The sequence below is a fragment of the Aliifodinibius sp. S!AR15-10 genome (genome assembly GCF_031569985.1).
Lineage (GTDB): Bacteria > Bacteroidota > Rhodothermia > Balneolales > Balneolaceae > JAMQKA01.
Map to the genome: position 1 here is coordinate 207831 of NZ_JAMQKA010000001.1, position 14684 is coordinate 222514.

Sequence of the window (14684 nt, forward strand, 5' to 3'; positions counted from 1 at the left end):
GATTGAAGGATTGAAGGATTGGGGAATGGAGTTTGAAGGGTGATATTTAAATAAAATGAATAATCAACTCCTGATCGCTCAATCATTCAGCTCCTCAAGGGCACCTTCACCTTTCAGGTTAGAAATGTACTCAACAAAATTATGGATCTGGTTTTCCAGCAATTGTTGCTGAAATGAATCTTTGATCCCTTCCCGTTCATCAAAATTATTGTTAACCCTGGGTATATGAACACGTTCGGGAAAGATATATGCATTCCGGTAGCTGAAGACCTGCTGCAGTTGCTCTACTGCCCGTAGCGCTCCAAAAGCTCCATCCGCCTCACCCACAAAACAGACCGGCTTCTTTTCCAGCCCACTGGGATACGGAAGATAATCAATCATAAGCTTCAGAATCCCCGGGTACCCCCCGTTGTATTCCGGAACAACCACACAGAGCCCGTCGGCATCCAAAAAACGCTGAGTAAAATTGTCAACTTCTTCAAGTTTTTTCCCATAGGGACCGCCACTAACCTCCTGCAACGGAAAATTGCGCAAATCAATTATTTCGGGGATAACATCCGAATGTTCTTGGTACTTCTCCTTGAGGTATTTTGATACCCGTAATGCATTGGAATTTGGACGATCTGTGCCACTAATAATATTGAGCTCAATCATTGCTACCTAATCTGATTATGCTGAAAAAAAGTATACCAAATTCAAATGAAAATAATTCCATCTTAATTATTTAACATTTTCTTAATGAGCACCTCAATTGATAAGTCTAATAAAAATATTTTACTAAAATAATTTTGCAATTTTATTTATTTACCTTATTATATTCTTCGAAAATCAATCGATACCTAATTATTTTAAGTAAATGCCAAAATCATCAAAAATAATAATCCTTTTACTTCTGTTCGCCGGGTTACCTGGTTTGCTCTTGGCCAATCCAGCCGACATCCTGGTACAGGAAACTATAGAAGCTTCAAATGATAAAACTTTTGTAGATCTGCTCTGGATTATGGTAGCCGGTTTTTTGGTATTCTTTATGCAGGCAGGATTCGCACTGGTTGAAACTGGATTTACCCGGGCTAAAAATGTAGCAAACATAATGATGAAGAATCTGATGGACTTTGGACTTGGTACCATCTTCTTCTGGATCTGTGGATTTGCCATCATGTATGGCACGGATATGTTTGGACTATTTGGAACTTCAAATTTTTTCCTTTCTGACGCTATCACCCCTGACGGCGAGCTCGATGCCTGGATGTATGCCAACTGGTTTTTCCAGGCCGTGTTTGCCGCTACCGCTGCAACTATTGTTTCTGGGGCTGTTGCTGAACGAACCAAATTTACGGCATATATCATCTATACCGTTTTTATCACTGCCTTTATATATCCTGTTGTTGGACACTGGATCTGGGGTGGTGGCTGGCTGGCCGATCTCGGATTCTATGACTTTGCCGGATCCACCGTGGTGCACAGCGTTGGCGCTTGGGCTGGACTTGTGGGAACCATGATGCTGGGACCGCGTATCGGACGTTTTGTAAATGGAAAACCCAAGAAGATTGCCGGGCACAGTATGGCACTTGGAACACTTGGTGTTTTCATTCTGTGGTTAGGCTGGTTTGGATTTAATCCCGGTAGTACACTCGGTGCGGATCTGTCTATGGCACGCATTGCCGTAACCACAAACCTTGCCGCTGCAGGTGGAGCCGTAGCAGCGATGGGGGTTGCCTGGTTAAAGCTTGGCAAACCCGATCTGGGTTACACCCTCAATGGTGCACTGGCAGGACTAGTTGCTATTACGGCTGGTTGCGCGGTTGTATCACCGGCTTCGGCCTTGATTATCGGTGCCATCGGTGGAGTAATCATGATCTATGGAAGCAGTCTTCTTGAAAAAATGAAAATCGACGATCCCGTAGGAGCAATTCCAGTACACGGTTTGGCAGGTGTGTGGGGAACTATTGCTGTAGCCTTGTTTGCCCAGGCGCCTTTTTCAACCTTCTCAGGCTTGTTCTTTGGTGGATCTGCAACTCAACTTTTAGTACAGGTGCTGGGCACGATTGTAGTCTTTGCATGGACTGTCGTCACAGCATTCCTGGTGTTCAAAACAATTGAGGTCTTTCACGGTCTGCGTGTGAGTCCCGAGGAAGAGCTGAACGGGTTGGACAAATATGAGCACGGCATGCGTGCCTACCCAGACTTCTTCGGTGTAAATGATGCCCGTGAAATGATGGATCTCGACGCTGAACAGGAAATGAGTTTTATCAACAATCCCATCCTTTCCGTTGATATAGAAAACACCAGCTCTTAATTCCCGGGAGCTGGTAATTTCCCCCATAGCAGGGCCGGCTACCCTTCCCGGTCCTGCTTCCCACCTCTTCGATCTTCTCTTACCTTTTCCCTGATCTTTTCCAACCGCTGCCAAAGCTTTCCTTCTCTTCCGATATTACCCGGCTCATACCAACCACTGCCTTCTAAATCATCCGGCAGGTACTGTTGCTCTGTCCAGTTGTTGGAATAAGAGTGGGGATACCGGTAATCATCTGAGGCGTTCTTTTTATCAAGATAACGGGCCTCTTTGGAGTTGGCCGTTTTATCCTTAAGGTGTGGAGGCACCCCTTTTGTGCCACGGTTTTTTATTTCGCTTTGTACTGAAAATATGGCCCCGGTACTGTTGCTTTTGGGAGCCAGTGAAAGATAGATACAGGCATGGGCCAAAAAATACATTCCCTCGGGCATTCCACATTTCGTAAATGCCTCGTGAGCTGAATTAACCATCGATAGCGCGTGGGGATCGGCCATGCCTACATCTTCAGAAGCCAAGATCAGCATTCTGCGGAAAATAAAGTTGGGATCATCCCCCCCTTCCAGCATTGACACCATCCAGTAAAGAGCAGCATCGGGATCGGAGCCGCGCATCGACTTAATAAACGCCGAGGCATAGTGGTAATGCTCATCCCCTGTTCCCTGGTATCGCACATTGCGCTTCTGGATGCACTCTTTGGCGATCTCAAGGTCGATATGGATCTTACCCTCCTCGTCGCGGTCACTGGAAAGCACTGCCACTTCAAGGGCGTTCAATGCATTTCGGATGTCTCCCCCAGCATAATCGGCCAGGTGGTTCTTTGCGTCATCAGTGACTACCACCTTCTTATTTCCAAGCCCACGCTCCTTGTCCGTCAGGGCCCGGTCGATCATTGTTTTAACATGCTTTACCTGCAGGTCATAGAGCTCGAAAAGCTGGCACCGAGAAAGCAGCGGATTTACGAGCGAGTAGTACGGATTTTCGGTCGTTGCACCGATCAACGTAATGACGCCCGACTCCAGATGAGGCAGCAGGGCATCCTGCTGGGCTTTGTTCCAGCGATGGATCTCATCGACAAAGAGAATCGTCTTCTTCCCGTTCATCTGCTGAATTTTCTGGGCGTGCTCCACCACCTGCCGCAGATCTTTGATGCCATCCAACACCGCATTGAGGACTTCAAACTTGGCGTTGATCTCCCGTGAAATCACATGAGCCAGGGTGGTTTTCCCTGAGCTGGGGGGACCGTAAAAAATTAGTGAGCCGATAACACCGCTCTCAATCATGCGACGTAGCATTTTCCCCTCTCCCACGATATGATCCTGACCCACAAATTCATCCAGAGAGTGGGGACGCATCCGAGTGGCCAGTGGCTCATGAGGATTCACCACAGATTGCTTCTTCCCGGTGTCAGGGCTGGTTTCTTTTTCTTCTTCAAAGAGATTCATGTAGAGCGAAGATAAAATTATTCACGCGTGACAATGCGTAAAATCTAAGCTTTTCTCGGCTCAAAATTAAGTTTTTTAAAGTGTAGATCACTGTGATGAAATGGAACTATTACACAGAGTTGCACAAAGAGTCACAAAGTGCTACAGAGAAAGAACCTTGGCTACACGAAAATTGGATAAATTAGCCCCTATTTACTCTCTGCTTTTTAGGACCCGGGGCGGTTCAAGTACTAGACTACTCTGTGTCATGGAGTAGTCTGCTCCGTCTCCCGTAGTAGACTACTCCGACGTATGTAGTAGACTATTCCGTTGCTCGTAGTAGTCCTCTCCGAAGCGCGTAGTAGTCTAGTACGAAACAAGTAGTGGCCCACTACGTCAATTGGAGTAGTCTACTACCGACACTTCGAGTAGTAAGCTACGAGCAACGTAGTGGTAAGGTCTTAACTGAGTGTATTATTACACAAGTTTCATAAAAAAGTAACAGAGCTTTACAATGAAATGGCCTTGGTTTCTGTCCCCTGGCATTGGAAATACCAGGCTAGTAACTCTACGAGGCTGTCCAAAAAGTCCAAACCAGGAAATGGGTGGCTTAATAATTATGGTAATATCAATCTCCCTCAACTTTGCCAAGGCTTCGCTGAGCAAGCTAAATCCCTCTACCGCCAGTAGTCGGTCACGGCTCCAAAGCCTGTCCCAAATACCTTCGGAGAGGGACTTCAAAAGTGTCTTTATGGCATCCCGAGCAAGATCGTAATCCAAGAGTTCCTCACCGACAGCAGTAGGTGCAGGCTCTTGGAGAAGAGCCTGTCCGCCCACTGGTGTGAAGGACAGGAGGATTGACCGGTCGATTGGAACCAGATATGTGTGATCCCAATTCCAAATTCTTCATTCTTAATTTTTAACTCCTAAAGGGGAAGGTTATCGTGTTTTTTCTGGGGTATGGAATCGACTTTATTCTCTGAAAACTCCATCGCTTTTATTAACCGCTGCCGGGTTTCGTTTGGAAGGATCACATCATCAAGATAACCGCGCTCGGCGGCTTTGTAGGGGTGAGCAAACTGTTCTTTATAGTAATCAACCAACTCCTGCTCCTTGGCCTCCGGGTCGTCGGCATTTTCGATCTCCTTGCGAAAGATAATTTCCACCGCTCCTTTGGGCCCCATCACGGCAATTTCTGCAGTAGGCCATGCCACGTTGAAGTCAGCACGGATATGTTTCGAGTTCATCACGTCATACGCTCCGCCATATCCTTTGCGTGTGATAACGGTCATCTTGGGCACGGTCGCCTCGCAGAATGCATACAACAGCTTCGCGCCGTGTTTTATGATGCCGCCCCACTCCTGGTCGGTGCCCGGCAGAAATCCCGGCACATCCTCAAACACAAGCAGTGGAATATTGAAGGCATCGCAAAAACGAACGAAGCGCGCGCCCTTCACAGAAGCATCGATATCAAGCACACCAGCCAGGGAGAGCGGCTGGTTTGCCACAACGCCAATGCTGCGCCCATCGAGATGAGCAAACCCAACGACGATGTTGTCGGCATAATGCTCATGAACCTCCATAAACGAGTCGCGGTCCACGATGCCCGTTATCACATTCTTGATATCGTAAGGCTTGTTTGGGTTGTCGGGGACAATCCCATCGAGTTTCTTTGCTTTGGCAGGATCGGGATCTTTCGGATCCCTCCCAGGTGGTTTCTCCTCACAGTTGAGGGGCACATAATCCATCAGCCGGCGGATGTTCTGCAGGCAGATGGCATCGTTCTCTTCAGCAAAGTGAGCTACGCCCGACTTCGTGCTGTGTGTGCTCGCTCCGCCGAGCTCCTCAGAGCTAACCTCCTCATGCGTTACCGTTTTAACAACATTCGGACCAGTGACAAACATGTAACTGGTGTTCTTCACCATAAAAACAAAATCGGTAAGTGCCGGGCTGTAAACCGCGCCTCCGGCACAGGGTCCCATGACGGCCGAAATTTGCGGGATTACGCCGGATGCCATGCTGTTACGCCAAAACACTTCTGCATAGCCGCCGAGCGATGAAACTCCCTCCTGTATGCGTGCACCACCGGAATCGTTCAGACCGATCAGGGGGATGCCATTCTTCATCGCAAGGTCCATTATCTTGCAAATCTTCTCAGCATGCGTTTCGGAAAGTGAACCCCCAAACACGGTGAAGTCCTGGCTGAATACGTACACCGGGCGGCCCTTAATTTTACCCTGCCCCGTCACAACACCATCACCCGGAAACTTTTTTTCATCAAGACCAAAGTCGGAACTTCGGTGGGTCACAAAAGCATCGATTTCTTCAAAAGAATCATCATCCAGCAACAGGTCAAGTCGCTCGCGGGCGGTCAGCTTACCCTTGTCGTGCTGCTTTTGAATCCTCCTTTCGCCTCCTCCCTGTAACGCTTCCCTTCGCTTTTGTTTAAGCTCCTCAACTTTCTCTTGTTTACCCATCAGATCCCGTTGGCTAGTTAGATTCCGTAATTTCTATGAAGTAGCTCTGGAGCCGGTCCGTAAAGTCGACCGCCGCCTCAGAATACATATCCACCATATTCCGCCTGAACACTTCCTTCTCGATATATTGACTGGCTCTTGGCCAATCGTCCTTTGACACTATCTCCCGCAGCGCTTCATCGTACGCTTCATCCGCGCCCCGAAATATCTCTTCAATAAACCACTCCCTGTCATCATGGAGCAGCTTTACCAGGCGCTCATACTCCTCCTCATTTTGATCTTCCTGGGTCAGATCGATTAACGGTTCCTCTTCCCCCGGCTCGTCATATCCTCCCACCAGTGTTTCCTGTTCCACTTGCTCCTCTTCATCAGGACTTACAAACCGTTTCCATATCGGCTCATTTTCACCCGTTTCTTCCGGGGTTTTCGACTCCTCGTTTAGTGGAGATTCCGGAACTTCTTCAACTTCGTCAGCCTCCTCCTCAACTTCCTCTTCAAACTGTTCTTCTGCCTCTTCCGCGTTATCTTCACTTTCAGCCACAGACTCCTCTTTCGCGGAAGTCTCTATTTCAATCTCCTCTTCATCAGCCACAAATTCGGTCGTATCTGCAGTGTCATCCTCTACCGGTTCATCTGAAAAAAATTCATTTAGTGCACCATCGGTTTCTTCCTCTTCTACTTCAACCTCTTCATGTTCATCTGTTTCGGCTTCCTCTTCTCCACTGTAGAGTACATTCAGACCAGATATTTGATCTTCTGTTTCCTCTCCTTCACTGCCAACTTGGGTAATCTCTGTTTCATCGCCTTCAACCGTCTTTTTAAGTCCCTCCCAACTGTTTGAATAGGGGTTCTCTTGAGGAGATTGTGGAGCTTGATCAAACAATTCATTCTGTTCATCATCTTCTGCCGGCAGGTCGGGTGAGGAGAGGACTTCAATGAATTCAGAACGATTCAGTGTTTCGTTCATTATGTCAAAGCGCCGGGCCACCCGCATCATCTTCTTGTCTTCAAAGAAAAGCCGAAGCAAACTAGAGTCGATCTGTTCATCCAGAAGGATAAAGAGTGGTTCCAGCATCTGGGCCCAATTCAGCGGAGAGTATCGTGCTGTCAGCTTCTGATCAGCCTGTAGTATGATCTGGGAACATTTTTCCTTACTAAGTTCATTCAGGCCCCTTTTTTCCATATAACGTGGAATGAGAGTGGCAAAATGAGGATACACCACGATGGCATCCATTCGGTCTATCACATCATAATATCCCAATACATCAGAAGCCCCGAAGATTACATCCGGGAGGTTCTTGCGCGGCTGCACCAGTATATCCATAATATCACTGATAGCTGTTTCCACGACCGGCGCAGTATAGCTTTTGGGCAGACGTGCCTGGGCCCTGATCGCGCTCACAAACTGATCCCAAGCCTCCCGTACAGTCTCGGACTGCATGTCAGCCCACTCTGTTTCAGGAAGGATGATAGATTCCGCCAAATTCCGACGTAATTCCACCTGGATGCGCTTAATTACAAATCTTGGAAATCCACTCTGCTGCAGATCACTAAGCTTGTACGTTCCCCTCTCATCCGGTAGCTGATCAACTAATCGCTCTGTTATATGCTTAATTATTCGTTCCATAAATCAAGTTTGAATATATAGTCTCAGTGCAGGCTACACAACCTTGTTCACCATACAACGATTTTTACCACAAACCAAGGTAAATCACAATCAGCAAATTATAAATCATAATTTTCAAATTACCAGCTGCGCCAATTATACTGTTCAAAAATTATGCTAATACATAAATCAGCATCTTTTTAAACAACGCTCCAAATGGAAAAACCTTATATTCAGATATTTTGAACGCGATTAGCGGTTGAGTTATAAAGCCAAAAGTTCCAACAGAACCGCTCAACGCGTTATATTGATTAATTCTTTACATAGATTCCGAAAACAGGAGGGTAAACAATCACGTTGAATTTATGATTTGTGATTTATTTCACCCTTGTTACCTTTGACCCATGTTTTCCCTGGAAGTTGATAGTTTATACAAACAGTTTGGTGCAACGAAAGTGTTGAGGGATATCTCCTTTTCGTTTGGCACCGGTGTGATGGGCATTGGCGGGCCTAACGGGTCGGGAAAATCTACCCTGCTGAAGTGCCTGGCGGGACTGGTTCGCCCGACACAGGGTGATATAACCTGGAAACGAGATGAATCCAGACTTAACCCAAACAATTTGAAAGCGCATCTTGGTTACATTGCCCCATATATCAACCTCTACCACGAGCTTACAGTCAAGGAAAACATGGATTTGATCCTGCAGCTGCGTAAGAAAACGATTGAGGATTCTGCCAGGAATGAGCTATGGTGCAGGCTCAAGCTTTCCGATCTCCGGGACAAATATTTTGGAGATCTTTCGACAGGACAACAACAGCGAGCACGGCTGGCGTGCATGCTCAGTTACAATCCCTCCATCCTCTTTCTCGATGAGCCGGGGGCCAACCTCGACGAGCAAGGTCGAAACGCCATTCGTGATATTTTGAGGAACTTCAGGGAAGGGGAAAAAATGGTTCTTCTGGCGTCTAACAATCCCGATGAGCTGGCCCTGGCCGATCGTGTTTTTTCGGTAAACGGCGGCCCTAACTAGCAACTAGTGTCGTGTCAACATTACTGCTTCGGGTTAGATAGAACACGGATAACGCGGATTCTATGGATTTTCGCTGATGATATTATACATCTGAGGATATCCTTTCGAATCGGTGTCATCTGCGTTCTGTCAGGAAAAGCCCGAAATTCCAGGCTTGACATATCACTAGTCCAAATTACACTGCTCACCACGGCAACATTCTTCCACATTGATGCCGCATTTTGCACATTGACCATGCCCGTGTACCCAAACCAAGGGTGCCTCTGCCCCGCAGTAAATGCACTGGCGCGGCTCACCAGCACTGCTATTTTTCTGATTCAACTCTTGGATTTCAGATTCTTTCTTCTGCATGTAATCGCTGTGTAGTTTTACATCTCCTTCGCTTCTGCATAGACCACTTCAAGATTTTGAGACAAGGTCCACCAGTCGGCGTACTGAAACTGGGGAAAAGCGTCCAGCTTTTGCAGGTTAACAATCTCTTCTTTTGGGCGGTCTGCCGCTATACCGTCTTCAACGTATTCAACCATGGCAGCCAGATAATCACGCATAACGGCTACATCATCTCGATTGCCGGTGACACCGAACTCGGGGTGCCCGTGACCAAAAATATAGATTGCATCCGATGGGTACTCATCCATGGCCGTTTCCAGAACCGTAATCCAGTTGTGGATGGAGGCACCGGCCGGCCGGTCGGTATAGGGATTCATCCGGTTGAATACGAGGTCACCCATGTGAGCGATATTGGCATTCTCAAAATAAATGATCGCATCACCGCTGGTGTGAGCCGGCCCGTAGTGAGCCACATGGATCGTTTCTCCGCCCAATTCCATTTCCCAGGAATCCGAAAACAGTGTGCCTGGATAGCCGGCATCAGTTTCACTGTCCTCACTGTTCTGCTTCATGAGTTTAGGCACATTCCGGTGAGCTACCATCTGCTTGGCTTTCCCTTTGAACACGGGGTTCCCACCTGTATGATCGCCGTGATGGTGGGTGTTGATGAGGAGGTCCAGACCATGGGAAGTGCGCTTTTGCAGACCAGCCAGGCAGTTCTTAGCCGTCTCAGGGAACTGGGAGTCGACCACAACCAGTACATCATCCGTTGCCAGCCACCCTATCGTGCCCCCTCTTTCCGTAAAATAGCCAACATTGCGACGCAGGTCATTAAAGGTACCGGCGAAATTGTCGGCGGCCCAGAGTTTTTGAAAAGGCAGGGCTGCTCCAACTGCAGCCAGTGACGAACGTGTAAGAAATTGACGGCGATCCATATGGCGGTGGTTTTGTGAAAATTACATTTAAGACTAGGTTTTAACGAACTTCGTGACCTTCCCTGATCAACAGCAGAATAGCCCCGTGCGGCACGATAATATACTCCTCATTTTCGAACTCTATTTCGTGTGCCTGGCTTTGCAGATAGATTGCAAGGTCTCCTTCTGCAGCCTGCATCCCGATATAGCGGGTTTCACTGTTGTCTTTCCATGGTTCATCCAGCTCTTGGGAAGGTATCGGGTAGCCCGGCCCCGTTTTGATGACATATCCACTTTGGATTTCCTCTTTTTCCTGCACCGTGGCGGGCAAAACAAGTCCACTTTTGGTACGTGCTTCCATGTCACGGGGCTTAATGAGCACCCGGTCGCCAACGACAATAAAATTATCTACCGAATTAAGATAATCCTGAATCATGTTACTTTCTGTTATTGCTTAGATTTATCTACTTTAAACCTGTTATGAACTATTTTCGTTTACAAACCGTACGCTATCATCTGCAGATAACATAACGTTTTATTTACAGGTAAAATGTTGAATGCGAATATAGATGCTTTTTATGGACATGTCGAATAAAGTGTGCATGGTTACCGGTGCAAATTCCGGAATTGGCAAAGAAACGACCAAAGAGCTTGCTAAGAAAGGTGCTTTCGTAATAATGTTATGCCGTAATGAGGAAAAGGCGGAAGCTGCGCGAGAAGAAATTATTACGGACACGGGCCATACCGGAGTTGAGATTCTGCTGGCTGACCTGTCGTTGCAACATGATATTCGCCGGGCGGCAGAGGAGTTCCGGGAGAAGTTCGATGCGCTTGATGTGTTTATTAACAATGCCGGGATGATTGCCTCAGAGCGGCAAGAAACTCCGGACGGGATCGAGACTACGTTTGCAGTAAATTACCTGGCTCCTTTCCTGCTCACCAACCTGTTACTGGATCCGCTGAAAGCAGCTCCAAGTGCCCGTGTGGTAAATGTCTCATCGGAAGCACATCGCACGGCCGCTCGTGTCTTTGACATTACTGACCTGCAGCTAAAGAAAAATTTCAGCCCGATGAAAGCGTACGGGCTCTCTAAGCTCTGCAATATTATGTTCACCCAGGAGCTGGCAAAACGGACTGCCGATACGGAAATCACGGTAAATGCCCTGCATCCGGGGGTAGTGCATTCACGCCTTACCAGCGAAGCAAGCTGGGGTATGTACCTGTTGTTCATGCTTGGAAAACCGTTTATGCAATCCCCTGCAGGAGGTGCGAAAACATCGGTCTATCTTGCCACATCGGAAGAAGTAAAGGATATCAGTGGCCGGTATTTCAAGAATAAAAAAGAAATTGCTCCCGCTGATATCGCTTTTGACGACACGCTGACGGAGCAACTTTGGAAAGTCAGTGAAAATCTGACCGGATTAGGGTGATATCATTCCTGAAATCGAGATAGTAACAATTACCAGAATATAATCGCCTTTTTAAATTTAATTTTACGAGCTCGCCAGATCAGCTTTTTCAACTTTTCTTTGTCCAGGTCAAACTGTTCCAGTTCATATCCCAGGTCATCGAACAATTGTTCATACTCAAAAATACCCAGGTGATTCAGAAATACTTTGAGCTGTCCGCGGTCATATTCACGGTAATTTTGTTCAATAATTTCCAGTATATGATCCCATTTTCCCGGATTCACCGAGAGTTCCAGGGATAAACCTGTAGCATTATCGACGTTATCACTCTTCAGGCACATATCGAGTCGTTCGGCCAGTTCATGGGGTACCGGTTCCACTCTCATCACTTTTGGCCCGCGCTTTTTCCCGTTGGCCTTGGGGAAGAAGCTTTTCCACATTTCATTTGTTGAAGGATGATGATAGTATGCTTCCCATTTATCATCGTCTTTGCGGAGCTGGACCATCTCGTTAATCAGGGCAACTTGCCTTTTGTAGTCGAGCACATACATGGTTCAGGAGGTTTGTATTAGAGTTTAGCCATCCTTGACTCTTCAAGGTTATAATAACAGATAATGACAATTAATCTTCAAACGGATAATTGGCAACCTGTTATTTTTCTTGCAGATGATAACCGTTGCGTTATCTGGGTCCATATTATTTAAATACATAAAATCGCAACTTGTTCCCAATAGAAAACTAAATTTGCTGTTTAAATAGATTTGTAACGGTTTCCAGGCTTCTCCGGAACAAGCTTCTTCTTTTCCAGAGCGATTCCTCAACTTTATCACAATCCCCCAGATCCATCCTAAAATGCTTGTTTAGCATTTCAGACAGTTTAGGGTCGATAACTACAAGATTTATTTCATCATCTTTGAGCATCGAACGGTGATTAAAATTGGCTGAACCGATACAGCTCACTGCATCATCAATGCATATAATCTTGGAATGCAGCATTGTTTTCTGGTAATACCAAAGGGTTACCCCCGCGTCCAGCAGTGGCTGGAAGCTGTCTTCGCCTGCAATTTTGGCCACCCGTTTGTCGATATGCCTGCCCGGCATCATTATATCGACCTTCACTCCTTCGCGGGCCTTTTTCTTCAGGAGGTCCACAATCACCTTATGGGGATTGAAATATGCTGTGGTGATCTGAATACGTTCGCGAGCCATTGAAATCAGGGTGTGATACAGCATCACAATGTCACTCCATCGCACCGAGGCCGAGGTTCGAACCACCTGGACGGCGGCTCCTTCCGAGGATGCATCTGTTTTCCACGAATTCCAATCCCTGTCGACCAGCAGGGGGCGCCCTGTTTCAATCCAGTTTTCCATAAATGCGGCGTGCAACCCGAATACCGCTTCCCCTTCTATCCTGAAATGTGTTTCCCGCCATTCATCCGGGTTTCGGGCATCTCCTTCCCACTCTTCTGCTATACCCACGCCCCCCGTAAAGCCGATTTTGTTGTCACAGATAAGGACTTTTCGATGTGTTCGGTTGTCGGTTTTCCATATTTTCCACTGTGTAAAAGGCCGGAACCATTCGATTTGGACACCACTTTGATCCATTTTTTGGTACAGTTCATCCGGCATAAAAGCGGCCCCAAAGCTATCCAGTATTACCCGTACCTCAATCCCTTCGCGCGCCTTCCGGGATAGCGCTTCCGCAAAACGAACGGCGATATCACCGCTCCAGTAGACAAACGTGAGAAAATCAATCGTGTGCTCCGCCTCGTCAATCGCCTTCAGCATGGCGGGGAAAATCTCATCCCCGTTTTTCAGTACCTCAATGGCATTCTGGTTGGAAAACGGGATGCCCAGTGAGCTTTCCAGTACCTGTTGGTATGCCTGTAATTTGCCGATTGCAAAAGACCGATCTTCTGCGGTTCCGCCTGCTTTCCTCATATTTCACAACAGAATTCAGATCAACTCAAATGCTTGCTCTTCTACCAAAGATAAGTGAAATCAAAAACAGCACAATAAAAACGTAGAACAAGATTTCAGCAATTCCTGCTGCTGTTCCCGCGATACCTCCAAACCCAAGAATAGCGGCTATAATTGCAATGATAAAAAAAGTAATGCTCCATCGTAACATAAGGCACCTCCAAAGATAGACTTGAATTATAAAACGAATTACTTCGATTGTAACAATACGACACCCAGAAGCATTACAACCGCAGATATGATGACGGGTGTAATGTTACCCTGACTCACAACCACATCCATTCCGAGGAAACCGAAGCTCTCTGAGTTATTGATATAGTTTATGCCGGTATAGATTAAAGCAGCCAAACCACCAATTGTTAATACAGATCCAGTTACTTTTTTCATTGTATTGCCTTTCTTATTATTTGTTTTTTGTAATATGATGGTGGTTGTTTTGTTCCCTGTCTCTCTGTTCCAGAATAAAATATCACTTAATAAATATATGACTTTAATAGACTTAACCACTATTCCAACAAAAAATATTTCTAAGTTTGAGTGGGTTTTAAAAGCTTTGAATGTCCCAGCTATTAGATCAAGACCTTAAAAGTCATGGATAAGAAAGAATGTCCCGGATGTGCAATGGACGTGGATGCCGACGCCGAGGTCTGTCCCATTTGTGGATATGAATTCCCGAGTCAGCCTCTCAGTGTACAGATAGTGGCGTGGGTGATGATAATTCTCTTGATTCTATGGTGGGTGTTGTAGATCGTGTCCTGGTCAATACTCTGTCATCTCGGAAAGAGATGCGCGCTTCGTACGTTCATCGGGATATTCAGCTGAAAGTTCTGCTGTATTTCCTCTTCTCACAAATTCTTAAGCTAACGTCAGTTCGAGATAAAAAACTGTCATTGTAAGGAATTCAGCGAAATCCAGCGGCAATTTCCTATGCAAAAAACGGATAAGGAGATCGCCGCCCGACCGCATCGTTGAGCCAAACACGTACACCAAAGCCTCATCGCGATATCCATATATTGAACTCAGGTTAAGCCGGGCCTCCTCACGAGGGGTTTTCAATAAGTCTTGGTGAAAATCTTCTTTTTATAGATTCTCGTGCTTACCAAGACGACTATCTCATATGTAGTGAGACCATCGTCTCATACTTACCGAGACCATCGTCTCACAGACCTTGAGACGACTATCTCAGTGCCTATGAGACGACCGTCTCAATTAATTGAGCATAT

General features: G+C 46.6%; 15 protein-coding genes. 4 read left to right on the plus strand and 11 right to left on the minus strand.

Annotation, left to right across the window (positions count from 1 at the left end):
• Positions 1-78: 78 nt before the first annotated feature.
• Positions 79-654, minus strand: a complete 576-nt coding sequence (locus NC796_RS00835; RefSeq protein ID WP_310681251.1) for an NAD(P)H-dependent oxidoreductase — start codon at positions 652-654, stop codon at positions 79-81.
• A 202-nt stretch (positions 655-856) separates the two neighbouring features.
• Here NC796_RS00835 and NC796_RS00840 point away from each other — a divergent pair, with 202 nt between their 5' ends.
• The gene (locus NC796_RS00840) at positions 857-2296 is read left to right on the plus strand and encodes an ammonium transporter (RefSeq protein WP_310681252.1); all 1440 of its coding nucleotides are present in this window, start codon (positions 857-859) and stop codon (positions 2294-2296) included.
• Between the two features lie 38 nt (positions 2297-2334).
• Here the strand turns inward: NC796_RS00840 and NC796_RS00845 are convergent, their stop codons facing one another.
• From NC796_RS00845 to NC796_RS00855, 3 genes are all read right to left on the minus strand, one after another.
• Entirely contained in the window at positions 2335-3735 is a 1401-nt protein-coding gene (locus NC796_RS00845) for a replication-associated recombination protein A (RefSeq protein WP_310681253.1), read from the minus strand.
• A 905-nt stretch (positions 3736-4640) separates the two neighbouring features.
• A complete protein-coding gene (locus NC796_RS00850) occupies positions 4641-6191 on the minus strand; it encodes an acyl-CoA carboxylase subunit beta (protein WP_310681254.1) in 1551 nt (516 codons plus the stop codon).
• A gap of 13 nt (positions 6192-6204) precedes the next feature.
• Positions 6205-7818 (minus strand): hypothetical protein, encoded by a 1614-nt coding sequence (locus NC796_RS00855; protein ID WP_310681255.1) that lies wholly within the window; start codon positions 7816-7818, stop codon positions 6205-6207.
• Positions 7819-8201: 383 nt separating this feature from the next.
• Here NC796_RS00855 and NC796_RS00860 point away from each other — a divergent pair, with 383 nt between their 5' ends.
• Complete coding sequence (locus NC796_RS00860; RefSeq protein ID WP_310681256.1) at positions 8202-8828, plus strand: ABC transporter ATP-binding protein; 627 nt, start codon at positions 8202-8204, stop codon at positions 8826-8828.
• A 165-nt stretch (positions 8829-8993) separates the two neighbouring features.
• Here NC796_RS00860 and NC796_RS00865 read toward each other — a convergent pair whose 3' ends face one another.
• The 3 genes from NC796_RS00865 to NC796_RS00875 are packed head-to-tail and all read right to left on the minus strand — an operon-like array spanning position 8994 to position 10508.
• Positions 8994-9179, minus strand: coding sequence for a hypothetical protein (locus NC796_RS00865; RefSeq protein ID WP_310681257.1), 186 nt, complete (start codon positions 9177-9179; stop codon positions 8994-8996).
• Between the two features lie 17 nt (positions 9180-9196).
• A complete protein-coding gene (locus NC796_RS00870) occupies positions 9197-10093 on the minus strand; it encodes an MBL fold metallo-hydrolase (RefSeq protein WP_310681258.1) in 897 nt (298 codons plus the stop codon).
• A 40-nt stretch (positions 10094-10133) separates the two neighbouring features.
• The gene (locus tag NC796_RS00875; protein ID WP_310681259.1) at positions 10134-10508 is read right to left on the minus strand and encodes a co-chaperone GroES family protein; all 375 of its coding nucleotides are present in this window, start codon (positions 10506-10508) and stop codon (positions 10134-10136) included.
• 142 nt (positions 10509-10650) lie between these two features.
• Here NC796_RS00875 and NC796_RS00880 point away from each other — a divergent pair, with 142 nt between their 5' ends.
• Complete coding sequence (locus NC796_RS00880; RefSeq protein ID WP_310681260.1) at positions 10651-11502, plus strand: SDR family oxidoreductase; 852 nt, start codon at positions 10651-10653, stop codon at positions 11500-11502.
• A 29-nt stretch (positions 11503-11531) separates the two neighbouring features.
• Here NC796_RS00880 and NC796_RS00885 read toward each other — a convergent pair whose 3' ends face one another.
• The 4 genes from NC796_RS00885 to NC796_RS00900 all read right to left on the minus strand — a co-directional run bounded on the left by NC796_RS00885 (position 11532) and on the right by NC796_RS00900 (position 13848).
• Positions 11532-12026: a hypothetical protein gene (locus NC796_RS00885; protein ID WP_310681261.1), complete on the minus strand. Its 495-nt coding sequence runs from the start codon at positions 12024-12026 to the stop codon at positions 11532-11534.
• Positions 12027-12219: 193 nt separating this feature from the next.
• Entirely contained in the window at positions 12220-13422 is a 1203-nt protein-coding gene (locus tag NC796_RS00890; RefSeq protein ID WP_310681262.1) for a phospholipase D-like domain-containing protein, read from the minus strand.
• Between the two features lie 25 nt (positions 13423-13447).
• The gene (locus NC796_RS00895; protein ID WP_310681263.1) at positions 13448-13612 is read right to left on the minus strand and encodes a DUF1328 domain-containing protein; all 165 of its coding nucleotides are present in this window, start codon (positions 13610-13612) and stop codon (positions 13448-13450) included.
• Positions 13613-13650: 38 nt separating this feature from the next.
• On the minus strand, positions 13651-13848 hold the full coding sequence (locus NC796_RS00900) for a hypothetical protein (RefSeq protein ID WP_310681264.1): 198 nt from the start codon (positions 13846-13848) through the stop codon (positions 13651-13653).
• Positions 13849-14052: 204 nt separating this feature from the next.
• Between NC796_RS00900 and NC796_RS26705 the strand changes: the two genes are divergently transcribed.
• On the plus strand, positions 14053-14208 hold the full coding sequence (locus NC796_RS26705) for a zinc ribbon domain-containing protein (RefSeq protein ID WP_409070332.1): 156 nt from the start codon (positions 14053-14055) through the stop codon (positions 14206-14208).
• Positions 14209-14684 lie beyond the last annotated feature (476 nt).